The sequence below is a fragment of the Pacificispira sp. HM-600 genome (genome assembly GCF_977993705.1).
In genome coordinates this window covers 2,868,337-2,891,879 of sequence record NZ_OZ388079.1, presented here as the reverse complement: position 1 = coordinate 2,891,879, position 23,543 = coordinate 2,868,337, and the positions used below count along the sequence as shown (strand labels likewise).

21 protein-coding genes are annotated in these 23,543 nt (G+C 68.8%); 11 read left to right on the top strand and 10 right to left on the bottom strand.

The window, feature by feature from the left end:
• The first annotated feature begins 9 nt into the window (after window positions 1-9).
• The 3 genes from ACXZ1E_RS13880 to ACXZ1E_RS13870 all read left to right on the top strand — a co-directional run bounded on the left by ACXZ1E_RS13880 (window position 10) and on the right by ACXZ1E_RS13870 (window position 2,649).
• On the top strand, window positions 10-534 hold the full coding sequence (locus ACXZ1E_RS13880; protein WP_458041045.1) for a hypothetical protein: 525 nt from the start codon (window positions 10-12) through the stop codon (window positions 532-534).
• Window positions 535-652: 118 nt separating this feature from the next.
• Entirely contained in the window at window positions 653-1,363 is a 711-nt protein-coding gene (locus ACXZ1E_RS13875; RefSeq protein WP_458041044.1) for a hypothetical protein, read from the top strand.
• A 143-nt stretch (window positions 1,364-1,506) separates the two neighbouring features.
• Window positions 1,507-2,649, top strand: coding sequence for a glycosyltransferase (locus ACXZ1E_RS13870; RefSeq protein WP_458041043.1), 1,143 nt, complete (start codon window positions 1,507-1,509; stop codon window positions 2,647-2,649).
• A gap of 10 nt (window positions 2,650-2,659) precedes the next feature.
• Here ACXZ1E_RS13870 and ACXZ1E_RS13865 read toward each other — a convergent pair whose 3' ends face one another.
• The 5 genes from ACXZ1E_RS13865 to ACXZ1E_RS13845 form a co-directional block, all read right to left on the bottom strand.
• Window positions 2,660-4,099: an LCP family protein gene (locus tag ACXZ1E_RS13865; protein ID WP_458041042.1), complete on the bottom strand. Its 1,440-nt coding sequence runs from the start codon at window positions 4,097-4,099 to the stop codon at window positions 2,660-2,662.
• Window positions 4,096-4,611, bottom strand: coding sequence for a 5-(carboxyamino)imidazole ribonucleotide mutase (purE, locus tag ACXZ1E_RS13860; protein ID WP_458351970.1), 516 nt, complete (start codon window positions 4,609-4,611; stop codon window positions 4,096-4,098). The genes ACXZ1E_RS13865 and purE overlap by 4 nt, the downstream gene beginning before the upstream one ends.
• A gap of 93 nt (window positions 4,612-4,704) precedes the next feature.
• Window positions 4,705-5,838 (bottom strand): 5-(carboxyamino)imidazole ribonucleotide synthase, encoded by a 1,134-nt coding sequence (locus ACXZ1E_RS13855; RefSeq protein ID WP_458041041.1) that lies wholly within the window; start codon window positions 5,836-5,838, stop codon window positions 4,705-4,707.
• A 100-nt stretch (window positions 5,839-5,938) separates the two neighbouring features.
• Window positions 5,939-6,520, bottom strand: a complete 582-nt coding sequence (locus tag ACXZ1E_RS13850; RefSeq protein WP_458041040.1) for a PH domain-containing protein — start codon at window positions 6,518-6,520, stop codon at window positions 5,939-5,941.
• Window positions 6,521-6,604: 84 nt separating this feature from the next.
• The gene (locus ACXZ1E_RS13845) at window positions 6,605-7,417 is read right to left on the bottom strand and encodes a biotin--[acetyl-CoA-carboxylase] ligase (protein ID WP_458041039.1); all 813 of its coding nucleotides are present in this window, start codon (window positions 7,415-7,417) and stop codon (window positions 6,605-6,607) included.
• Window positions 7,418-7,678: 261 nt separating this feature from the next.
• Between ACXZ1E_RS13845 and ACXZ1E_RS13840 the strand changes: the two genes are divergently transcribed.
• The 3 genes from ACXZ1E_RS13840 to ACXZ1E_RS13830 all read left to right on the top strand — a co-directional run bounded on the left by ACXZ1E_RS13840 (window position 7,679) and on the right by ACXZ1E_RS13830 (window position 10,530).
• Window positions 7,679-8,506, top strand: coding sequence for an endonuclease domain-containing protein (locus ACXZ1E_RS13840; RefSeq protein WP_458041038.1), 828 nt, complete (start codon window positions 7,679-7,681; stop codon window positions 8,504-8,506).
• Between the two features lie 207 nt (window positions 8,507-8,713).
• The gene (locus tag ACXZ1E_RS13835; protein WP_458041037.1) at window positions 8,714-10,318 is read left to right on the top strand and encodes an acyl-CoA carboxylase subunit beta; all 1,605 of its coding nucleotides are present in this window, start codon (window positions 8,714-8,716) and stop codon (window positions 10,316-10,318) included.
• Window positions 10,315-10,530, top strand: coding sequence for an acyl-CoA carboxylase subunit epsilon (locus ACXZ1E_RS13830; RefSeq protein ID WP_458041036.1), 216 nt, complete (start codon window positions 10,315-10,317; stop codon window positions 10,528-10,530). The genes ACXZ1E_RS13835 and ACXZ1E_RS13830 overlap by 4 nt, the downstream gene beginning before the upstream one ends.
• A gap of 266 nt (window positions 10,531-10,796) precedes the next feature.
• Here the strand turns inward: ACXZ1E_RS13830 and ACXZ1E_RS13825 are convergent, their stop codons facing one another.
• From ACXZ1E_RS13825 to ACXZ1E_RS13810, 4 genes are read right to left on the bottom strand one after another with little or no spacing between them, the layout of a single operon-like run.
• Window positions 10,797-11,825, bottom strand: a complete 1,029-nt coding sequence (locus tag ACXZ1E_RS13825) for a hypothetical protein (protein WP_458041035.1) — start codon at window positions 11,823-11,825, stop codon at window positions 10,797-10,799.
• A complete protein-coding gene (locus tag ACXZ1E_RS13820) occupies window positions 11,822-13,207 on the bottom strand; it encodes an ATP-binding protein (RefSeq protein WP_458041034.1) in 1,386 nt (461 codons plus the stop codon). The genes ACXZ1E_RS13825 and ACXZ1E_RS13820 overlap by 4 nt, the downstream gene beginning before the upstream one ends.
• Complete coding sequence (locus tag ACXZ1E_RS13815) at window positions 13,197-13,862, bottom strand: response regulator (RefSeq protein ID WP_458041033.1); 666 nt, start codon at window positions 13,860-13,862, stop codon at window positions 13,197-13,199. Before ACXZ1E_RS13815 ends, ACXZ1E_RS13820 begins: the two co-directional genes overlap by 11 nt.
• 9 nt (window positions 13,863-13,871) lie before the next feature.
• Complete coding sequence (locus ACXZ1E_RS13810) at window positions 13,872-15,209, bottom strand: class I SAM-dependent RNA methyltransferase (protein ID WP_458041032.1); 1,338 nt, start codon at window positions 15,207-15,209, stop codon at window positions 13,872-13,874.
• Between the two features lie 143 nt (window positions 15,210-15,352).
• On the opposite strand from ACXZ1E_RS13810, the gene ACXZ1E_RS13805 reads away from it, so the two are divergent.
• Window positions 15,353-16,000: a Maf family protein gene (locus ACXZ1E_RS13805; protein WP_458041031.1), complete on the top strand. Its 648-nt coding sequence runs from the start codon at window positions 15,353-15,355 to the stop codon at window positions 15,998-16,000.
• A 78-nt stretch (window positions 16,001-16,078) separates the two neighbouring features.
• Window positions 16,079-17,845 carry an acetyl/propionyl/methylcrotonyl-CoA carboxylase subunit alpha gene (locus ACXZ1E_RS13800; protein WP_458041030.1) on the top strand — a complete coding sequence of 589 codons (1,767 nt, stop codon included), beginning with the start codon at window positions 16,079-16,081 and terminating at the stop codon, window positions 17,843-17,845.
• Between the two features lie 10 nt (window positions 17,846-17,855).
• Here ACXZ1E_RS13800 and ACXZ1E_RS13795 read toward each other — a convergent pair whose 3' ends face one another.
• The gene (locus tag ACXZ1E_RS13795; RefSeq protein ID WP_458041029.1) at window positions 17,856-19,310 is read right to left on the bottom strand and encodes an NAD(P)H-quinone dehydrogenase; all 1,455 of its coding nucleotides are present in this window, start codon (window positions 19,308-19,310) and stop codon (window positions 17,856-17,858) included.
• A 134-nt stretch (window positions 19,311-19,444) separates the two neighbouring features.
• On the opposite strand from ACXZ1E_RS13795, the gene ACXZ1E_RS13790 reads away from it, so the two are divergent.
• The 3 genes from ACXZ1E_RS13790 to ACXZ1E_RS13780 all read left to right on the top strand — a co-directional run bounded on the left by ACXZ1E_RS13790 (window position 19,445) and on the right by ACXZ1E_RS13780 (window position 23,222).
• Entirely contained in the window at window positions 19,445-20,278 is an 834-nt protein-coding gene (locus ACXZ1E_RS13790; RefSeq protein WP_458041028.1) for a purine-nucleoside phosphorylase, read from the top strand.
• Window positions 20,275-22,005, top strand: coding sequence for a phospho-sugar mutase (locus tag ACXZ1E_RS13785; RefSeq protein ID WP_458041027.1), 1,731 nt, complete (start codon window positions 20,275-20,277; stop codon window positions 22,003-22,005). The genes ACXZ1E_RS13790 and ACXZ1E_RS13785 overlap by 4 nt, the downstream gene beginning before the upstream one ends.
• Before the next feature lie 254 nt (window positions 22,006-22,259).
• A complete protein-coding gene (locus ACXZ1E_RS13780) occupies window positions 22,260-23,222 on the top strand; it encodes a hypothetical protein (RefSeq protein ID WP_458041026.1) in 963 nt (320 codons plus the stop codon).
• The last annotated feature ends 321 nt before the right edge of the window (window positions 23,223-23,543 follow it).

Genomic DNA, 23,543 nt, shown 5'->3' with positions numbered 1-23,543 from the left:
GGAAATCTCATGCTGAAGAAGAACATCGTGGTGCTCGGAATCGCACTCGGAATCGTGGCGTTCGGCGCGCCCGCGGCGGCATCCGCCGTCGAGGACCCGTACGTCCTGCCTGCATCCGTCTCGATCGAAGATGCTGTCATCACGCCGTGCGAGTCGTCGACGATCGTGTTCGGCGCCAACTACTGGATCGCGGGCGAGAACGTCGCCGTCTCGGCTAGCGGCGCACGAGTCGCGGGCGCGAGCTTCACGCCGAGCGTCAACGCGGGCGCGGACGGAAGCCTTTCGGCGACCTTCCAGCCCCCGGCCGACGGCGAGGGCGTGTACGACATCACCTTCACGAGCGCGACGCAGAGCTACACGGCCCCGATCACGGTCACGCCGGTCGCGAACTGCGAGGGCGACCCGCAGGTCGACCAGGCTCTCGCGCTCACGGGTGGCGGCACCTCGCCGTGGGTCTACGGCATCGGTGGCGGACTGCTGGTCGCGGGCTCGGCCCTGATCACCGTCACTGTCCTGCGCCGTCGCCAGGCCTAAGCCCGCAGATACGTCCCTCACGGCGCCGCTCGCAACCCGCGGCGGCGCCGTGAGGCGTGTCTTCGCCTGCCATGAGAGCCGCACCAACCGGTCATCGTCGACCCACCCGGGGAGCAAGATGATCACGCGCATCGTTGCTGTCGCCCTGGCCGTCATCGCCATGATGTGGGCCGGGCCGGCAGCGGCCGCGGCGATCGCCGACGACTCCTACGTCGCCCCCGCGGGGGTGTCCGTGACACCAGCCGTTATCGAGCCCGGCGGCAGGTCGACGATCGAGTTCTCCGCGGGGTTCTTCGAAACCGGGGAACGCGTGGCGACGGATGTCTCCGGTGCCCGTTCGCGGGCAGCCCTCGTGCTCGGCGCCGGTGGTACGGCGACCCTCGTCAGTCGCGTCGATGGCGGCCTGACGGCCGTTTTCCACGCACCCGAACACGGTTACGGGCGATACGCGATCACCTTTTCGGCGTCTCGCGACTATGTCGCCATCGTCACCGTCACGAGTGCGAATGGAACGCATCACGAAGCAGGCCCGCTCGCTCCCCCGGGCCCCGACCTCGGCGTAGCAGCGCCGGGCGCGGAAGTCCCCGGCACCGGCACCGGCACCGGCACCGGCACCGGCACGACGCTCGATCCCCCGGGCGTGCCTGACAAGTGGACCGGTTCTCCCGATCGCGAGGGACGAGTGCAGATCCCCAGCACCCGTCCGGACGCGCCGGAATGGCCGGACCTGGACTACCTCCCCTGGACCATCGCGCTTCTCGCGGCGATCGCCCTCGTCGCGACGACCGTCACCGCAACACTGTTGATTGCGGCCCGCCGGCGCACCTGAGCTTCGCCCGCCGACCCGAAGGCTATGTGTTCCGACAAAAGACGCTAGGGAGAGACGCAGTTTCGTATCCCCATGTCGGGATATTCTGGGCGTCGTCGATGACGGCCCCGTCCGGGGAACGCTGAATGAACGAGGGGTGCGCCGTGGACCTCTCGATCGTCGTGCCGACCTTCAACGAAGCACCGAACGTCGCCGAACTCGTGCGGCGGATAACGGCTGCGACGGAAGGCCTCGACCGCGAGATCCTCTTCGTCGACGACTCCACAGACGACACCCCCGCCGAGGTCGAACGCGTGGCGACCGGCACGGCCGTGTCGGTCAGGCTCATCCACCGAGACACCCCGACTGCCGGACTCGGCGGGGCCGTGCTGCAGGGCATTCGCCTGGCTGAAGCAGACATCTGCATCGTGATGGACGGCGACCTTCAGCATCCTCCCGAAGTGATCCCCGAGATGCTGCGCGCGCACCAGCGCACGGGCGCCGGGATCGTCGCGGCGTCGCGGTACACGGGCGACGGCGCGGCGACCGGGTTGGCGGATGCGGTGCGCACAGCGGTTTCCCGCGGCGCGACGCTCCTGACCAAGGCCATGTTCCCCCTGCGCCTGCGCGACTCGACGGACCCGATGACCGGCTACTTCCTCCTCGACCGGACGCAGCTCGACCTCGACCGGCTCCGCCCACGAGGTTTCAAGATCCTGCTCGAGATTCTGGCGAGGAATGACATCGCTGTCGCAGAAGTCCCCTTCGATTTCGCGGAACGATCGGCCGGCGCGTCGAAGGCATCCATGCGCCAGGGGATGCGTTTCCTCGCCCAGCTCTCGGTGCTGAAGTTCGGGAAGATGTCGGGGTTCGCCCTCATCGGCGCGATCGGCGCGGTGGCGAACATCGGGATCATGGCCGGCCTCACCCATCTCGGGATGAGCTACATCTGGGCGGCGATCATCGCGGCCGAGGTGACGATCGTCGGCAACTTCCTGCTGCAGGAACGGTTCGTTTTCCGCGAGATGCTCGGGAATGCCTCGGCTCGCTGGCTGCGCTTCGCGAAGTCGTTCAGCTTCAACAATGCCGAAGCTCTCATCCGCATCCCCGTGCTCGCCCTGCTGGTCGAGACCTGGCACATCTCCAGTGTCCTGGCCGCCGCCATCACGCTCGCCGTGGCTTTCGTGGCGCGCTTCGCCTTCCACTCGCTCGTCGTCTACGCCCCCCAGCGGGAGGGCGCCCCCTCGCGCAGGCGGGTTCTGGCGCAGAAGATCGACGAGCAGGCGATGCAACCGGGCGAGCTGTAGCCCGGCCGAACTACGGTGTGGGCGTCGGGGTCGGCGGGTGCAGCGCAGCCTGGACGATCTCGCGCACGTAGGCGTAGTCCGGTTCCTCGGCGTCGATGCCGCCCTCGGGCGTCAACTCGATCGTCGTGACCGGGAGCTCCTTCGTCTTCATGGCGAGCTCTGCGAAGTAGGGCAGCATCGATTCCGGCAGGTCGGTCTCGACGAGCGCCGTACCCGCTACCGCCACATCCTTGAAGCGCGTGAGCACATTGCCGGGCGTGAACTGCGCGAGAATCGCGGTCTGCAGTTCGCGCTGGCGACGCATCCGGTCCCAATCATTCGTCGTGTACCGCGACCGCGCGTACCACTGGGCCGTGTCGCCGTCCATGCGCTGCGGGCCCGCCTCGATCCAGCCGATCGCCCAGTCCTCGGCCGACTGGCCCGGGTAGGCCGGGCCGCCGCCCTTGGGCAGACGCTCGACGACCGTGATGTCGACGCCGCCGAGCGCATCCACGAGCGCCGCGAAGCCGTGCATGTCGATGAAGACGTAGTACGGGATTTCGATACCCAGGATGCCTTCCGCGGCATCCTTCGTCGCCTCGATCGCGGGGGTGGAGCCGGAAGCACGCGCATCGGGATACAGGGCGTCACCGTCGCGGCACACCTCGACCTCGGTGCGCAGCTGGTTGATGCCCGGTCCCCAGCCGCAGTTGGCGTTCGCGTAATTGGTGTGCCCGTCGGGGTACAGGTCCAGCATCGGGCCCGGGGCGAACGGGAACCCGGGCATATCGCGCGGAATGCCCGTTATGGTTGCCGCGCCCGTGTCGGCGTTCACGGAGACGACCGAGATGCTGTCGTAGCGCATCGAGTCGCGCCCTTCGCCGCTGTCCGCGCCGAGGAGCAGGATGTTGTAGTAGCCGTCCGAGGGCGGCACGGCCGGCCCGCCGAGGCCGAAGATCGAGCCCAGCGTGCCGCGCGTCGTGCCCACGAGATCCGCGGCGTACAGCGCCCCGCCGGACGTGAGAACAAGAAGCCCCGCGAGGACGGCCGATACTCCGACCCGTGCCACGGGACGGAGCTTGACCAGCCGCACCAGGCGGAACGTGTCGATCGCCAGCACGACCCAGAGTGCACCGTAGGCGATGAGCAACCCCTGGAGCAGCAGCAACGCGATGCCGTTCGTGGCGATCCAGTAGACGAAGAACGGCCACAGCATGGCAGCCACGGCGGTGAGGATGAGCACGGTCCATAGGAACAGCGTGGCGCCGAGCGCGAATCGTCCGAGCCGCTTGCTGCCTGCCAGCACCTGGGCCGACCCGGGGACCAGCACGTTGAAGATCACGAGCCACCACGCGCGCCTACGCATGTAGTCGGCCGACCCCGAGTCGGGGTACCGGAGCGGCAGCTGGTTGACGATCGGCGGCAGGGACGGCGCGACGCGCGGCAGCCGGGTGGGAGCTGCGATGCTCACAGCGCGTCCTTCAGCCGCCGGTTCTTCTCCTCGACCTCGGCCTCGAGCCGGCGGGCATAGTCGTCGAGCGAAGTCGCGAGGGCCGCATCGGATGCGCCCAGAATGCGTGCGGCCAGGAGGCCCGCGTTCTTCGCGCCCCCGATCGACACGGTCGCCACGGGGATCCCGCCGGGCATCTGCACGATGCTGAGCAGGGAGTCGAGCCCATCGAGCGTCGCGAGCGGCACGGGCACGCCGATGACCGGAAGCGAGGTGACAGACGCGAGCATGCCGGGCAGATGAGCGGCGCCGCCGGCGCCCGCGATGATGACACGGATGCCTCGGGCCCGCGCTTCGCGGCCGTAGGACATCAGCTTGTCGGGCGTGCGGTGGGCGGAAACGACCTCGACCTCGTGCGGAACGAGCAGGTCCGTCAGGATCTGGGATGCGTCACTCATGACGCGCCAGTCGGAGTCGGAGCCCATGACGACGCCGACGATGGGCGCGTCGGAGGAATGCAGCGGCCGGGTCACCCGATCAGGCTAGGCCCCCCTCCTGCAAGAATGCCGTTCCGCCGCGCACTCACGTGAAGTGCGCCACACACTCAGCCCAACTGCGCCGCGCACTCAGTCGAAGTGGGCCGCAGCGGCGCGTGCTTCGTAGGCGACCTCATCCAATTCATCACCTGCGGCGTTGACGTGTCCGACCTTCCGCCCCGGCCGAGGGTCTTTGCCGTACAGGTGGATCTTCGCGCCCGGATGCGCCGACATCGCCGCGGGCACGCGTTCCGCGAGTCCGCCCTCAGCGGGTCCGCCGAGGACGTTCACCATGACCGTCCAGGGAGCGTGCGGGAACGTCAAGCCCAGCGGCAGATCGAGGACCGCACGCAGGTGCTGTTCGAACTGGCTCGTGAGCGCGCCATCCTGAGTCCAGTGGCCGCTGTTGTGGGGGCGCATGGCGAGTTCGTTCACGAGCAGGCGATCGTCGGTCGTCTCGAAGAGTTCCACCGCGAGCATGCCCGTCACGCCGAGCCCATTCGCGATGTCACCCGCCATCGCGGCCGCGACGTCCACGAGGCGCGCACCGGCTCCCGGAGCGGGTGCAACGACCTCGGCACAGACGCCATCGCGCTGGACCGTTTCGACGACGGGATACGTCGCAGTCTCGCCGGCGGGGCTCCGAGCGATCTGCTGCGCGAGTTCGCGCCGGAAGTCCACCAGTTCTTCCACCAGCAGCTCGCCGCCCCGCGCGTCCTCGGCGAGCGCCGCGAACCAATCCGCGGCCTCCGTGCCATGTTCGATAACGCGAACCCCCTTCCCGTCGTAGCCGCCGCGGGGGGTCTTCACGACAGCACGGCCGCCGTGCTCGTCGATGAATCGCTGCAGGCTATCCGCGTCCGAAACTGCGGCCCAGTCGGGCTGCGGCACCCCGAGCTCGGCGAGACGCGTACGCATCCGGATCTTGTCCTGGGCGAATTCCAAGGCCGCGGGTCCGGGATGCACCGCGACACCCGCCTCGAGCAACGCGTGCAGCACGGGCTGCGGAACGTGCTCGTGGTCGAAGGTGATGACATCGACGTCGCGGGCGAACGCGAGAACCGTGTCGGCGTCGCGGTAGTCGCCCACCTGGCTCGCGGCGAGGGCCGCCGACATCCCCTCCGCCTCAGCCAGCACCCGGATCTCGATGCCCAGCTCGACGGCCGGGGCGATCATCATGCGGGCCAGCTGGCCGCCGCCGACGACTCCGACGCGGTATGTCATGGTCTTCCCCTCGCAGGTGATTGGACGTGCGCCTCCATCCTTTCACCGGAGCGCATGGATCGTCGGCCTCCTGTTTCGGGGGGCGATCGGCGCTGTCGGCTCAGGCGGGGAGCGGGGGACGCGGCGGGGCGGCCACGGATTCGTCGCTCGCCATTCCCTGTGCGTTGCGGTGCGCCAGGATCTGACCGACTTCGATCTGATCGGCGAGCACCTCTTGGAGGAGGACGACGTCGGGAACGTTGACCAGGCGCAGCGGCTCGTCGACCCCGTTGCTCAAGATGATCGTTCCGGCCCGCCACATCCGCTGGATCGGACCGCGACGCAGGCTGATCGTGTACCCCCGCGCGTGCGTCAGCTCCTGTGCACGACGGGACAGCACACCACGACGAGCGATGACGCGGCGGGTCGTGATCGTGTACGTGCGACTGACCCAGATGATCCACGGCAGCACGACGAGGAGCAGCACGACCGCACCCGCGGCGGCGAGCAGCATCCAATTCTCAAAAGGCGCAGGAAGGTTGTCGTAGAACCACCCCGAAGCGCCGGCAACAGCCACGACGACCAGCGCCGACCAGCCCAAGCGGCGAGCACTCCCCCGCGTCCGCGCGACCAGCCGCTCGGGCGTGGCCGAACCGGGCGGCGGCGCCGGCAGGCGATTGCCGTACGTCGTCGGCTGGGTCATGCGCTCATTCTGCCGGTCGTCGGCGCGGGATGACGCATCCCACGCGGCTGGTTCGTCAGCGAACGTGCACGACGTCGCGGTTCGTCAGCGAACGTGCACGACGTCGCCGGCGACGACGGATGTCTCGTCGACCCCGCTGCGGATGACCAGTTCGCCGTGCGGCCCGATCCGTACCGCCTCGCCGACGAGTTCGCTCTCGTCCGGCAAGTGGACGCGCACCGTGTTGCCGATCGTCCCGCAGAGCGCCTCGACCTCGTCATGCACTCCCGAGCGCGACGCGTCGCCATCTTCCAGGAGGAGAGCCCCGACGAGCTCGCCCAGTGCGGCGAGGTAGTCGGCGAGCAGCGTGTCGAGCAGCGGCGGGGTGACGTCCGTACCGAGCACCGCGAGTGATGTCGCGGTGGGAACCGGCAACTGTTCTGCGGTCATCGCCGTGTTGACGCCCGCGCCCACCACGATCGAGTCCTGCGCACCCGGCACGACCTCGGCGAGGATGCCGCTGACCTTACGACCATCGACCAATACATCGTTCGGCCATTTCATCCGGACGGTATGGGTGTCACCGACCTGCGCGGAGAGGTGCGCCGCGATGGCGCGCGTGAGGGCAGCCCCCGCGAGAAGGGGTATCCAGCCGCGCTCCACCGACTGGAGGCCCGAAACATCGAGAACGACCGAGATCGCCAGTGCGCTGCCCGCGGGCGCTTGCCAGGTCCGCCCGCGTCGACCCCGGCCATCCGTCTGGTCGTCGGTGACCAGCACCGACAGGTTCGGCCATGCGCCGGGATCGAGCGTGCGCGACCTGACCAGGTCGGCATTCGTCGATCCCGTTCTCTCGACGACCTCGACCCGCGTCGCGACGGTCGAGGCGGAGGGGAAGTCCGTGACATGCAGAGTCATAGCCCCAGGCTAGGCGCAGCACCGCACAGCACAGCACAGCACAGCACAGCACGGCACCGCACAGCACAGCACGGCGCGAGGACATCGGCGCGGCAAGAGGAGCATCCTGACGCGAAAGTCCTCCCCACACTCCGAAATCCTCCTCCCACGCTGCCGCGAGCTGTTCCCCACGCTCCCTCCCCCGTGCCACGGGACGCGCACCATCCCCCGTTTGCACCCGACGAACGTTCACAGCCCAGGGCGGACACAACGATGTGGGGCATGGAACTTCAGTCATGGCTCAGGGCGCGCGGAGGATGGGCACACCGCTCGGATGCGATCGAGGCGGGGTGGACGCGTTACCGCCTCGAGCAGGCGCTTCGCTCGGCGCTCATCCTGGTGACGGCGAGACAGTGGCTGCATCTTCCGGACATCGACGACGATCTGCGGGCGGCGATGAGCGCGAGCGCGCGAGTGACATGCGTGTCCGCGGCACGGATGCTGGGACTCTGGGTTCCTCGTCTGCCCGACCGTCTGCACCTCGCCGTCCATCCCCACGCCGGGCGGGATCTGTCCCGCTTCGTGGCCCACCGCAATCTCGGGCCCGTCCGGCCTCTCCCACGGTCGCCGCTGGACGCCATCGAGAACGTCCTCGCCCGCGTGGCGACCTGCCAGCCACACCTCGAGGCGCTGGCAATCTGGGAGTCTGCGATCAATAAGGGCCTCGCGACCTCCGCGCACCTGCAGGCGGTCGGATGGACGACTCACGCCGCGCGAACACTCGCATTCGAAGCCGGCGGCGACTCCGACTCGGGGCTCGAGACACTGGTCGTTCAGCGGCTCGCGAGGCTCGGCATCCCGGCGCTGCAACAGGTCCCACTGCTGGGTCACGACGTCGACCTCCTCGTCGGGCGGCGACTGGTCATTCAGCTGGACGGATTCGCGTACCACCAGGCGGCGCAGCGCCGCGCCGACATCGCGCACGACCGGCGTCTGCGCCTCGCGGGGTACACCGTGCTGCGCTTCGACTACGTCGAGGTCATGGAGCGCTGGCCTCTGGTTGAGCGTCAGATCCTCTCGGCGGTCGCGCAGAACTTGCACCTCGCTTGAGGACTTCGGCGCGAGGAAAGGAGGTTTCGGGTCCGACTCTCCTCGTGTCGGGCCGAAGTCCTCCCGCGGCGCAGCGCGGGGCCGCGAACGAGGTTTCCGAGAGGCGGGCAAGAGAGGAGGGCGGAGGGATTGCACAACGGATGACACAGGTCGTTGTGCGGGGACGTCAACCGTTCGAGCGTGGGGGGCCCGGATAGAGTGAATCGCGTGAGTCATGAGCCCGACCTGTCCACCGCCGGAAAGATCGCTGATCTGCGCGCCCGCTACGACGAAGCGGTCGTTTCCGCTGAGCTCGTTGCGCGCGAGAAGCAGCACGCGAAGGGCAAGCTGACCGCCCGCGAGCGCATCGAGCTGCTCGTCGACAAGGGCAGCTTCGTCGAGATCGACGAGTACGTGCGACACCGCACGACCGCCTTCGGGATGGACCGGTCCCGCCCCTTCGGCGACTCGGTCGTGACCGGCACGGGCACGATCCACGGTCGCACCGTTGCCGTGTACGCCCAGGATTTCTCCACATTCGGCGGATCGCTCGGCGAGGTCGCCGGTGACAAGATCATCAAGGTGATGCAGCTCGCCCTGCGCGGCGGGATGCCGATCATCGGCATCCTCGACTCCGGTGGCGCTCGCATCCAGGAAGGCGTCGTCGCCCTCGGAAAGTACGGCGAGATCTTCCGCCTCAACACGGCGGCCTCGGGCGTCATCCCGCAGATCTCGCTCATCATGGGTCCGGCGGCCGGTGGGGCCGTCTACTCCCCCGCCCTCACGGACTTCGTCATCATGGTCGACAAGACCAGCCAGATGTTCGTGACCGGTCCCGATGTGATCAAGACCGTCACGGGCGAAGACGTGGGCATGGACGAATTGGGTGGCGCGTACACGCACAACACCCGAAGCGGCGTCGCCCACTATCTCGCCGAGGACGAGGACGACGCGATCGACTACGCGCGCACCCTCCTCGGGTTCCTACCGGACAACAACATGACGGACGTCCCGACCTACGAGTCCGGCTTCGAGTGGGAGACGACGGATGCCGATCGCACGCTGAACACGGTCATCCCGGACTCCCCGAACCAGCCGTACGACATCCACCAGGTGATCTCGAAGCTCGTGGACGCGCCCTCAGGGTCGGGCGCCGGTGATTTCCTCGAGGTACAGCCCCTATTCGCTCCGAACATCGTCATCGGGTTCGGGCGGGTCGAGGGTCGCTCCGTGGGCATCATCGCGAACCAGCCGTCGCAGATGGCGGGCACGCTCAACATCGACGCGGGTGAGAAGGCCAGCCGATTCGTCCGCTTCTGCGATGCGTTCTCGATCCCGATCCTGACCCTGGTGGACGTGCCCGGATACCTGCCCGGCACCGACCAGGAGTGGACCGGAGTCATCCGTCGCGGCGCGAAGCTGCTCTACGCCTACGCCGAGGCCACCGTTCCGCTCGTCACCGTGATCCTCCGAAAGGCCTACGGCGGCGCGTACATCGTGATGGGTTCGAAGCAGCTCGGTGCCGACATGAACTTCGCGTGGCCGAGCGCCGAGATCGCCGTCATGGGCGGCCAGGGCGCGGTCAACATCCTGTATCGCGGCGAGATCAAGCGCGCCGAAGAGGCGGGCGAGGATGTCGCGGCCGTCCGCACGCGCCTCGCCAACGAGTACACGTACAACGTGGCTTCACCGTTCCTGGCGGCCGAACGCGGCGAACTCGACAGCATCATCGAGCCGGCCTCGACCCGCGTGATGGTCGCCAAGGCGCTGCGGTCCCTGCGCACGAAGCGCGCCACGCTGCCGCCCAAGAAGCACGGGAACATCCCGCTGTGAGCTTGCCGGAAGACGTGTCGGTCGAAGTCCTCCGCGGCTCGCCCGACGAACAAGAACTCGCAGCTCTCCTTGCCGTCGTGACCGAGGCGTACACCCGCGAAGCGGACGCGGTCGTCGCGGAGGACGACACCGGATCGTCGGCCTGGGCCCGGAGCGCGAGGGGACTCCGTCGTCCCCTCGAGCGCGGACTGCCCTGGGGACGATCGAGCTGACCGTGCCGCTCGCGCCCGGCTCATCGAAAACCCTGGAAAACCGGGAAAAATGTCCCCCAAAGTACCTACAGACACTGATTTCCGCGCCGCCGCATACTGGTTGGGCGTGACACGCTCATGCGTATGGCCGTGACCCCCGATTCTCGGGACAGCGGCTCCCGCGGACGATTTTCGGGTAATCGTTCCGCAACGGAGAGGGGCCGGCGACTTCGCCGCCCCTCTCCGCTCGCGTCGAGGTCAGCTGCGGGGTGCACGAGTCTGAGACGTCAGCGTCCCGGGTGCCGGATCTCACGCCAGAGGTCTACCGAATCCTCGTCGGTCTGCTCCACCACGAGGCGTCCCACGACCGTCACCGCGACATCATCGTCGGGGGACGTGCGGATGATGATCCTGTTCGATTGCGAATCGCGCAGCGCCTCGGCGAGTTCCGCGCGAATCTGACTCAGATCTTCGTCGAGCACACCCTCGAGTCCACCCTCGTCGAAGACACTCACCTGCGCGCCCCGGCGTCGCGCGGCGTCGATCTCGGCACGCACACCGTCATCGAGCAGGCGCGGTCCACGTAATTCGTCGCGGAGCCGCGCCTCGGCCATCCCCGCTTCACGGCGCTCCGACTCGCTCAGCAGCCCGTGCATGGCGATGACACGTGCGAGGACTGGGCCGCCGACCGCGAGGGCACGCTGGAGTTGCACCCGGCGTTCGCGCTCGCGTCCCTCCTGCGCGGCTTCCCACGCGGAGGTGACGGTCTGCAGCTCGGCGAGCTGCTCGGCGTCACGCTCGGCGCGATCGATCAGGAAGACCAGGAGGTGCGCCACGCCGACCCAGACGATCGAGCCGACGAGCCCCTGGCTGAGCGCCTGGATCGGCCCCATCCAGATCATCGAGCCGATCGAGAGCACGACGGTGCCGGCCCACGCGATCCAGGTTCTGCGTCGCACCATCAGCACGACCATCAGGGCGCCGCCGCCCCCGACGTACCAGGTGCCGTAGGTGGCGGTCCGCGCAACGCCCTCGGAGTCGGCAACCGCAAAACCTGTCATCGAGGGAACGACCGCGACCGTGATGAGCGCGACGACAGCCGCCCAGAGCGGCATCGGCTCTCGGGGCGAATCTGCCCCGGCCACGGGACGTGGGACGGCGAAGATCGTCACGACCGTCGCCGCGAGGTAGAGGATGAGGCCGACAAACAGGAATCCCGGACGCTCAGGCTGACCAGTCGTCCAGAGCACTCCTCGCGCGGCCTGATACACCGCAAAGGCCAGTGCGAGCGCGGCGAGCACGGTACGGACGTTCATCGTCGCACCTCTCGCCAGCGCAGGGTCACGACCGTGCCGTGAGGGCCGGAATCGATCACGGCCTCACCGTCGATAGCAGCGATGCGCGCGAGGATCGAGGCACTGATTCCGAGACGATCGTCGGGCACCGCATCGACGTCGAAACCGGGACCCTTGTCCGAGACGACGACTTCGACGGCGGCCAGTCGCTCGTCGCTCTCGGGAACACTGCGCACCGCACCCTCGACATGATCCGCATCGACAGCAGTCCCGACCGAACCGACACGAGTCGCGACCGAATTGACCTCAGGATCAGCGGGACGACGGACGATCGCTTCGAGCCCGACACCGTCGGCGTGCTGGATCGCGTTGGCCGCCGCCTGCGTGGCAGCCCTGATCATCGCGGCAGCGACGGCCGGCGGCACCTGGGGCTCGTCTTCCGCTGCCTCGACACGCACCTGCAGCCGCAGCCCCAGGTCTGCGAGGGACGCCTGGATGCCGCGAGCGAGAGCCTTCATCGTTGCCGGCTGGGGATCGATCCCCCCGCTCGGAGTGCCCGTGTCCGCGAGACCCTCCAGCGCTTCGCGCGCCATCGACATCGCAAGCGATCGAGCTCGGGGGCCATCCGCGCGCTCGGCGGCGATCAGGGCCGCAAGCACGCTGTCGTGCATGAGTGCCGAGACGGCGACCCGCTCCTCTTGCGCGGCCTGCGCCTCTGCGGCCTGGGCGTAGGCGGCGACCGTCTGCGCGCGTTCGCGGTCGACGCCCGAGGCCATCCGACGGAAGATCGTCACGAGCGTCATCAGCAGGCCGCCGAGGATGAGCGAGTACGGCACCTCGAAGACGGCCGCCAGCAGGAAATCGGTATCAAAGCCCCCCTGCCAGATCCGCACGACACCGTAGAGCAGCGGCGTGGCGATGGTCCACGCGAGTTGGAGGGGAAAGCGGAAAGCGATGACCGCGGCGATCGTCGCGACATTGATCAGGTACCACGACCAGGGCTCGGGCGTTACCGCGGGTACGGATCCCGCCGTGGCGAGCGGCCAGATCGCCAGCATGACGATGTAGATGACGGCGAACGCACCGGTTGCCACACGAGCGGTTGCGCGGAAGAAACACGCGCCGCACATGATGATGAGCGATCCGAAGACGATCGTCAGAAGCGGAATGGTCCAGCCGGGACGCAGCCCCGCATTATTGCCGAGAGCGATGAAGAACGCCTGGAGGCCAAGGACGAAGCATCCGACTGCCGCAGCGATCGCCGCGATCCGCTCGATGCGACGACGCGTGAACGTGCCCTGCCAGGCGGACGCCAGCTTTCCCTGGGGGATTTGCCCCCACGCGCGATCCCACGCGAGCGTCGTCTCTGTCGCGGCATGCGCGGCATCGATGTCAGGCGCCACCGGATGGATCCTCCGACGGCTGCTCGACGATCCCGTCCTCCATCGCGCGGCGCAGCAGGTCCACCTTCGTCGGCGCGGGCCGGCCCACTTCGACGTACTTGACGCGCACCCGGGTGATGTTCTCTTTCGCGGTGGAGTACGCGACACCCAGCCGATCGGCGACGACCTTGAGCGGCAACCCCGCGGCGTAGAGCCGCAGAACCTCGCGCTCGCGGGCCGAGAGTTGGGCGTCGGCGAAGGCGCGGTCACCGTCGACGGCACTCGCCCACTCGACATTGTCGAGATGCTCCCCCGCCGCGACGGTGTGAATCGCCGCCATCACATCACCGATCGGGGAACTCTTGCTGACGACGCCGGCCGCACCCGCCATGAGCGCCTCGCGAACGGCAGCCGGACGATCGGCGACGGAGTGGATGATCACGCTCGATCCGTCGGAAACGAGGCGGCTCACGTTGCCGGTCGCCGTGGTGCCGTCTCCGAGCGTCAGATCCAAGACGACGACATCGGCGGGGGCGGAACGCGAGCCGGTGCGCCACCCCAGGTATTGGGCGACGGTGGCGCCCGAGAAGACCAGATCCTTGCCCGATCGGGCGAGCGCTGCTTCGAGGCCGAGGCGTACGGATTCGTGATCGTCGATCAGGGCAACCCGCGTCATGGGGACAGCCTAGCGGGGGGAGGCGACGGAACCTGTGGCGGCGCGTGCTGCGGCTCTGTCGAAGACGGCGATGGCCTCGACATGGTGCGAGTTGGGGAACAGATCCAGCGCGCGGAGGTCCCGCAGCTCATACCCCTCGGCCTCGAACGTCGCGGTGTCTCGCGCGAGCGCCACCGGATCACAGGCGACATAGATGACGGTGCGGGGTGCGAGAGCCGCGATCGCTTGCACGACTCCGGCCCCGGCGCCCGCACGGGGCGGATCGAGGAGGACGGTCGCTTCGTGGTACGGGTCTGCGGACGATCCGGACGATCCGGACGCTTCGGATACCTCGGCCACCTCGGACGCGAGGAACCGGTCGACGCGCGCCGTGATGGCCTCGGCGTTGCCCCAGTCGCGCAGGTTTCGCGCCGCATGATGGGTCGCGCGGGCAGCCGACTCGACCGTCGCGACGCGGGTCGAGGAACCTCCGACCTCACCCATCACGGCGGCGAACAGTCCGACCCCGCCGTAGAGGTCGAGGTTCGGCGCGGCCGGATCGAAACCCGTGCTCGCGAGAGCTTTCGCGACCGCGTCGGCCAGCGTCTGGGCTGCGAGGCGGTGCACTTGCCAGAAACCGCTCGCGTCTACACGGAAAGGTCGGCCGCGCGCCGTTTCGACGACGACCTCGTGACCCGCACTATCGGCGCCGCGCCGCGGTCCGCTCCGTGAGCCGCGGCGCGGGTCCGGAGCATCCGTCCGCTCGATGACGCGGACCTGCCCGTCCGACGGCAGAACGAGATCGACGCGGTCGCCCCGGCGCGTGCCGAGCTGAAGAGCCGCCTCGGCGAGCGCCGGAGCGGCCAGAGGGAGCGATGTGACGGGCACGATGTGGTGCGACCGTGCCGCGTAGGGTCCGACCGCGCCATCCGGTCCGACGTGCAGGCTCAAGCGCGTGCGCCATCCCGTGCCATCCGGAGTCTCGTCGGTTCCCGCGGGCTCGACGACCACGTCGACAGGGCGGTGTGCGAAGCGATCGAACGCCTCGCGGATCACTCGCGCCTTGAGCTCACGCTGCGCATCGAGACGGATGTGCCCGAAGTCCGCGCCGCCCGCGCGGTCGTGCGGCGCCCGGGCGATGTCCGCCTCGGGCCAGATGTGCGGGCGACGACTCTCGGATGCCTCGAGCACCTCGACGGCCTCGGCACGCCAGAACGCGGGGCGCGAGGCATCCGTGATCCGTGCGCGGACACGTTCGCCCGGGATCGCGTCGGGAACGAAGATCACGCGGCCTTCGTGACGGGCCACGAAGATGCCGCCGTGCGCGACGCCGGTGATCTCGAGCTCGATCGTTTCGGCGGTATCCACGCCTCGAGCATTTCACAGTCAGCTCGAGCCGGTAGCAGCTCGCCTGCCCTCGGTGAGCGGTCGCGACACGCCGCGTGTACTCGCAGGTCGCGGCGTGTCGCGTCCGTTCGAGGCCCGCGGGCCCCGCTCGCTACCGTGGAGGCATGCGCGTCTGCCTCGCCTCAACGTCTCCCGCCCGCCTCATGCTGCTGCGCCACGCCGGTATCGAACCCCTGACCCTCGCGCCTGACGTCGACGAGGACGAGGTGATCCGAGCGGTCGAGGCAGCAGAGGCCCGCACCCTTGCCCCCGACGAGCACGTCCTGCTCTTGGCGCGGCGGAAGGCGGCGGATGTCGCGGCGCGTCTCGTCTCGGAGGACCCGGCATTCGACGGGCTCGTGATCGGCGGCGACTCGATGTTCGAGCTCGACGGCGAGATCCTCGGCAAGCCCCACACCCCCGCGAACGCCACGGCGCGCTGGTACGCCATGCGCGGCAAGACGGGCGTACTGCACTCGGGGCACAGCGTCTTCCGTGTCGGTCCCGGGCACGAGCCGCGCGAGGCGCAGGCGGTCGCCCACGCCTCCGTGACCTTTGCCGACGACATCGATGACGCCGAGATCGCCGCGTACGTCGCAACCGGTGAACCCCTGTACGTCGCGGGGGCCTTCACGATCGACAGCCTCGGCGCCCCGTTCATCGTGCGAGTCGAGGGAGACCCGTCGACCGTCGTCGGGATGTCGCTTCCGACCCTTCGGCGTCTGGCCCGCGAGCTGGACGTTGAATGGACGAGCCTGTGGCGGGCGTTGTAGACGTTCCCCCACGTTCTGCGCGGCTTCTTGTCGGGACCTGTCAAAACACGGGGCCGGAGCGTCGGTAGGCTGGCGACCATGCCCGAATTTGGCAAAGTCCTCATCGCCAATCGTGGCGAAATCGCTGTCCGTATCATCCGCGCTACCCGCGATAGCGGGCTCGGGTCCGTCGCCGTGTACGCCGATCAGGATCGCGACGCTCTCCACTCGCGCCTGGCCGACGAGTCGTACGCGCTCGAAGGCTCGACGAGCGCCGACACCTACCTCTCCATCGAGAAGATCCTCTCGGTCGCGCGCCGCTCCGGAGCCGACGCGGTGCATCCGGGCTACGGTTTCCTCGCCGAGAACGCGGGCTTCGCGCGCGCCGTGATCGACGCTGGCCTGGTCTGGATCGGCCCGCCGCCCGAGTCGATCGACGCGCTCGGCGACAAAGTCACCGCCCGCCACGTCGCGGAGCGGGTCGGAGCGCCCCTCGCCCCCGGAACCCCCGGCCCCGTCTCGAACGCGGACGAGGTCATCGCGTTCGCGCGCGAGGTGGGCCTCCCCGTCGCGATCAAGGCCGCCTACGGCGGCGGCGGCCGCGGCCTGAAGGTCGCGCGCGAATTCGACGAGATCGCCGAACTCTTCGACTCCGCGACCCGCGAGGCCGTCACGGCCTTCGGGCGCGGTGAGTGCTTCGTCGAGAAGTACCTCGACAAGCCGCGCCACGTCGAGACCCAGTGCCTCGCGGATGCCGCGGGCAACGTCGTCGTCGTCTCGACGCGCGACTGCTCGCTTCAGCGGCGCCACCAGAAACTCGTCGAAGAGGCACCCGCCCCCTTCCTCACGCCAGAGCAGACCCGCATCCTCTACGAATCGTCCAAGGCGATCCTGCGCGAAGTCGGCTACGTCGGCGCGGGAACCTGCGAGTTCTTGATCGGCGCGGACGGCACGATCTCGTTCCTCGAGGTCAACACGCGCCTGCAGGTCGAGCACACGGTCTCGGAAGAAGTGACGGGCATCGACCTCGTTCGCGAGCAGTTCCGCATCGCCGCGGGTGGACTCCTGGACTACGGCGACCCCGAGGTCACCGGCCACTCGATCGAATTCCGCATCAACGGCGAGGACCCGGGTCGCGGCTTCCTCCCGCAGCCGGGCCCGATCCATGTGTTCAAGACGTTCGGCGGCCCCGGCATCCGTCTCGACTCCGGAGTCACCGCGGGCGACACCGTGAGCGGCGCGTTCGACTCGCTGCTGGCGAAGATCATCGTCACCGGCCGTGACCGGGCCGAGGCGCTCAGCCGCGCCCGGCGTGCGCTCGACGAGTTCGAGGTCGCGGGCCTGCCGACCGTGCTGCCCTTCCACCGGAAGGTCGTACGCGACCCCGCCTTCACCGCCGATGACGGCGTGTTCGGCGTCTTCACACGCTGGATCGAGACCGAGTTCACGAACGACATCCCGCCGTGGGATGGCGAACTCAGCGACCCCACTCCCGCCGAGGCGCGACACACGGTCGTCGTCGAGGTCGCGGGCAAGCGACTCGAGGTCAGCCTGCCCGACCGGATCGTGTCATCCGCCACCGCGGTCGGTCGTCCCGCCGTCGTGCCGCCGTCACGCCGCGATCACGCGAAGACCGTGCTGTCCGGAGCATCCGGTGACGCCGTCAAGGCGCCGATGCAGGCGACGATCGTGAAGCTCGCCGTCGAGGACGGCCAGCAGGTCGTCAAGGGGGACCTCGTCGTTGTGCTCGAGGCGATGAAGATGGAGCAGCCCATTCAGGCGCACAAGGACGGCGTGGTCGGCGGGATCGATGCGAACCTCGGAACCACCGTCTCGGCCGGCCACCAGCTGCTGACGATCAGCTGAGCGGCGGGGCTCAGCCCTCGTCGAGATCCGGTCCGCGGTCGACGACGTGCATCGAACGCGCTAGATCGGTGATGCTGCTCGCGAGCGAAGGGTAGACCGCAAACGCGCGCGAGAGCTGGTCGACACTGAGCCGACGATCCACCGCCACCGCGATCGGGTAGATGAGTTCGGATGCCTTGGGCCCGACGATCACGCCGCCGAGGACCGTGCCCGATCCGCGTCGGGCCATGAGCTTCACGAAACCGTCCGTGATGCCCATCATCTTCGCCCGGGGGTTGGCCGCGAGCGGCAGCTTGTGCACGACGCCTTCGATCTTGCCGTCGACGATGTCCTGCTCCGACCATCCGACAGTCGCGATCTCGGGCGCGGTGAAGATGTTCGCGGCGATCCGGCGGCGCTCGATCGGGATCACGATGTCGCCGAGCGCATGGAAGACGGCCGTGCGGCCCTGCATGGAGGCGACCGACGCGAGCGGCACGAAGGTCGTGCAGTCGCCGGCCGCGTAGATGTTCGGGACGGAGGTGCGCGAGACGCGATTCACGCGGATGTTGCCGGACGAGGTCATCTGCACGCCGGCCTCTTCGAGACCGAGCCCCGCGGTGTTCGGGATCGAGCCGACCGCCATCAGGCAGTGGCTGCCCTCGATGCGACGCCCATCCGAGAGCGTCACGACGACGCCGTCGCCCTCGCGGACGACCGAGTCGGCGCGGGCCTTCGAGAGGAGGGTCATGCCGCCACGGCGGAAGACCTTCTCGAGCACGGCCGCGGCATCCGCGTCTTCACCCGGCAGAACCTGGTCGCGGCTGGAGACGAGCGTGACGCGCGCGCCGAGGTTCATGTAAGCGGAGGCAAACTCGGCCCCCGTGACACCGGAACCGACGACGATCAGGTGCTCGGGGAGCGTCGGCATGTCGTAGAGCTGGGTCCAGGTCAGGATGCGTTCACCGTCGGGCTGGGCGGTCGGCAGCTCGCGCGGCGACGCGCCCACCGAGATGACGAGGGTGTCCGCTTCGACACGGTCGAAGTCCGTGCCGCCGGGTCCGGTCGAGACGACCACCGCACCCGGGCCCTCGAGACGACCATGGCCCGAAATGATGCGGACGCCCGCATCGAGGAGCGTCTGACGCATGTCCTCGGACTGCTGGCGAGCGAGCGAGAGCAGACGCTTGTTGACGGCGGCGAGGTTGATCGCCACCTCCGGTCGACTGGGCTTGCCGTCCGAGTTGCGTGCAAAGAACTGGACCCCGAGGTCGGATGCCTCGGAGATCGCCTTTGCCGCGTCCGCTGTGGCGATCAGGGTCTTCGACGGCACGACATCCGTGATGACCGCGGACCCACCGACACCCGCTCGTTCGACGAGAGTGACCTCGGCGCCGAGTTGGACGCCGGACAGCGCCGCCTCGTAGCCACCGGGCCCGCCACCGATGATTGCGATTCTCTGTGTGCGTTCGAACTCACCCGACATGATCCCCATTGTGTCATCCGCGGCGACGCGGCCTGACGACGCGGTCCTCCCTGTCGGTGCGCTCTTCGCTCGTTCCGCTCGCATCCACCGCGTCGCGTGTGGCCGACACGGTCCGCGCTTCCTAGAGTGGGGGGATGTCAACGCATACCCCCCACCCCCTCGACGACCCCGCTGCGGACCCGTTCGCGATCGCAGCCGAGGCGGCGGCCGACATCGCGCGGCTGACCGGCGTCGAGAAACACGACATGGCCCTGACGCTCGGATCGGGCTGGGGTCGCGCTGCGGAGCTCATCGGAGACACCGTCGCAACCATCCCCGCAACAGAGGTCACGGGCTTCAGTAAGCCGGCCCTCGAGGGGCACGTCGGAACGCTCCGGAGCGTTCGCACGCCCGGCGGCAAGCACGTTCTGGTGATCGGCGCGCGCACCCACTACTACGAGGGCCACGGGGTACGACGTGTCGTCCACAGCGTGCGCACCGCCGCGGCGGCGGGGGCGCAGATCATGGTGCTCACCAACGGTGCGGGAGGCATCCGCGAGACGTGGGCACCCGGCCGGCCGGTGCTGATCAGCGACCACATCAACCTCACCGCGGACTCCCCTCTCGAGGGTGCGACGTTCATCGACCTGACGGACCTGTATTCATCGCGCCTGCGCGACATCGCACGAACCGTCGACCCGAGTCTCGATGAGGGCGTGTACTGCCAGTTCCGCGGCCCTCACTACGAGACCCCCGCCGAGGTGCAGATGGCGAAGGCCATCGGCGGGCACATCGTCGGCATGTCGACGGCGCTCGAAGCGATCGCCGCGCGACAGGCCGGGATGGAGGTGCTCGGCTTTTCACTCATCACCAACCTGGCTGCCGGCATTCAGAAGACCCCGCTCAGCCACGAAGAGGTCATCGAGGCCGGTCGCGAGGCCGAGCCGGTGATCTCATCGCTGCTCGCCCGCGTCATCGGCCAGCTATGACCGAGACGATCTCGCGAGGACCGGATGCTGCGCCATCCGACGATTCCGCACTCGAGGCCGCGCGCGCCTGGCTCGCCGAAGACCCTGACCCCGAGACCCGGGACGAGCTGGCCGGGCTCATCGAACGCGCCGAGGGCGGAGATGCCGAGGCATCCGCTTCTCTGCACGACCGCTTCGACACCCGCCTGGCGTTCGGGACGGCGGGTCTACGCGGCGAGCTCGGAGCGGGCAGCAACCGGATGAATCGTGTGCTGGTCACCCAGAGCGCGGCCGGACTCGCGGCCTTCGTGCGCGGCCGGGTGCCGGACTCCGCCCCGGAGACGCGCGCCTCGATCGTGATCGGGTACGACGGACGCAAGAACTCCGCGGTGTTCGCGCGCGACTCGGCCGAGATCTTCGCGGGTGCTGGGCTGCGCGCCATCCTGCTCCCCCGCATGCTGCCCACACCGGTGCTGGCGTTCGCGGTGCGGCACCTCGGGGCAGACGCCGGCGTGATGGTCACCGCCAGCCACAATCCGCCGCGCGACAACGGGTACAAGGTCTATCTCGGCGGCGAAGACGACGGGGCGCAGATCGTCTCCCCCGCGGATGGCGAGATCGCGGCGCGGATCGACGAGGTCGCCGCGGGCATCCCGGTGTCGCGCATCCCGCGATCGCTCGGGTTCGAGATCGCAGGTGAGGACATCCTCGACGCGTACGTCGCCCAGACCGCGGCCACCGCGCCCGCTCCCGAAGGCGCCCGAGACGTGCGCTGGGTGTATACCGCGATGCACGGTGTCGGGCACGAGACGCTCGACCGTCTACTGTCCGCCGCCGGATATCCCGCGCCCATCACGGTCGACGCGCAGATCGAGCCCGATCCGGACTTTCCGACCGTCGCATTCCCGAACCCGGAAGAGCCGGGCGCCATGGACCTCGCGATCGAGGCGGCCGTCGCGGCGGATGCCGAGCTGATTCTGGCGAACGATCCCGATGCTGACCGGCTCGCCGTCGCGATCCCGGACGGCGCGGGCGGATGGCGGCGCCTCAGCGGCAACGAGGTGGGGCTGCTGCTCGGTTGGCGGGCAGCCCGGCAGGCTCGCGCCGCGGGGGCGCCCGAGGGTTCGTCCCTGGCGTGCTCCCTCGTGTCGTCGCCCGGGCTCGCGGCAATCGCGGGGCACTACGGCCTCGACTTTCACGAGACGCTGACGGGATTCAAATGGATTTCGCGCACGCCCGGAATGGTGTTCGGGTTCGAAGAGGCGCTCGGATACCTCGTCGACCCGCACGTCGTTCGCGACAAGGATGGGCTCTCCGCCGCGGTCGCACTGCTCGAGCTGGCAGCCCAGGCGCGGGCGTCCGGCTCGACGCTGGGCGGCATGCTCGCGGACATGGCGACGCAGTTCGGGCATTTCGCCAGCGCGCAGGTGTCGATGCGGGTGGACGATCTCACCGTGATCGGGCAGATCATGGCGCGGCTGCGGGCAGACCATCCGACCGACATCGGGGGCATCCATGTCTCACGTGTTGACGACCTGCTCGAGGGTTCGGGGGCGCTGCCTCCCGGCGACGTGGTGCGCCTGTGGCTCGACGACGGGTCACGGCTGATCGTGCGCCCGAGCGGCACCGAGCCGAAGCTGAAGGTGTACATCGACGTGCGCGGCGATTCGGCAGAGGATGCCGGGGCTCGCACGGCCGTGTTGGAGGATGCGTCGCGGGCGCTCATCGCGGTGCTGCAGGGCGGCTGAGACCCTCACTCGCCTAGCAGGCAGAAGCCCGCCCGCCGCGGGTCGGCGTGCTTCGCCCGCGGCGGATCGTCGCTGAGAAGTTGGGGCGTGCTCGTCGCGTTGGGGCGTGGGAGGCCACGCCCCAACGCGGTTGCAGCGCCCCGGACGGGATCGCGGCCGCCATTCATCCCTCCACAGCCACCGGGGGTGCAGTTCATCCACGGATGCCCCGGGGATCCGTCGGGCCCCTGGCGCCGTGCGGCCAAGCTCAGCGCATGACCGATCCGTTTACGCTCCCGCTTCTCACCTCACGCAGCCTGACCCGCGAGGGGATGACGTCACGACAGAAAGAGCGCCATCTCGACTCGGGCGACCTCGTCCGGCTGAGACGCGGCGTGTATGTCGAGGGTTCCGAGTGGTCGCAGCTGCGCCCGGAAGGGAAGAGGGTCGTCAGGGCGCGGGGCTGGGCCGAAGCATCCGAGTCCACTCCGGTCTTTTCTCACGCGACGGCTGCCGCGATCCACGGTTTGCCGGTCTTTCGAGCACGGGACGAGCGGACCCACGTGGTGGTGCCGCTGCCGCGAAATCATCTCGCCGAGGACATCAGTCGCCACCGCGGCACCGTCGACTCGGGTGTGACCGAGATCGGTGGGCTGCGAGTGACCACACTCCCCCGAACGATCGCCGACCTCGGCCGATTCGACACCGCCGAGGCATCCATCACGGCTGCGGACGCCGCGTTGCGAACTATCTCAAAGCACCACGACGCCGCGTCCATCGCCGACTTCCGCGAACTCGCGCTCGACTTCCTGCCACGACGCGCGCCCGGTTCTGCAGCTTCATCCCGCACCATTCGCTTCGCAGATCCACGTGCGGACAGACCGGGCGAGAGCATCAGCCGGCTCTACCTGCACTACCTCGGGTTCCCCGTCCCACGGCTCCAGATCGAGGTCCCGGGACCGAACGGCTCGCGATACTTCGTGGACTTCGGCTTCGACGAGCTGCGCACCTTCGGCGAGTTCGACGGGGATTCGAAGTACCACGACCCGGTGTTTCTCGCGGGGCGCACGCCAGAGGAAGCACTGCGGGACGAGAAGGCCCGCGAGGACTGGATCCGTGGCACCACCGGGTGGGCTATGGTCCGATGGACGATGCGAAATCTGGCGTCGGCCAGAGTGTTTCTGCGTCACCTGAGCGCATTCAATGTTCGACCGCCTTTCGGCCGAACATCAGCGTGATCGCACGGGCAATGCACTCCACCCACCCGGGGCGTTGAAGCCCCCGTTGGGGCGCGCGCTCCCACGCCCAGCGGGAACTCCAGCGCCAGAGAAAAATCCAAAGCCCCACACATCCCGCTGGGCGACGCACAGCGTGCCCGACATCCGACCCGGGGCGACAGAATCCCGTTGGGGCGCGCGCCCCCACACCCCAACGGGAGCTCAACGCCCCAAGCATCCGCATGGGCAGCGCGAGCATGCCGTGCACCCGACCCGGGGCGTCGTATTCGCGTTGGGGCGCGAGCTCCGACGCCCCAACGGGAATTCAGCGCCCCAAGCGAC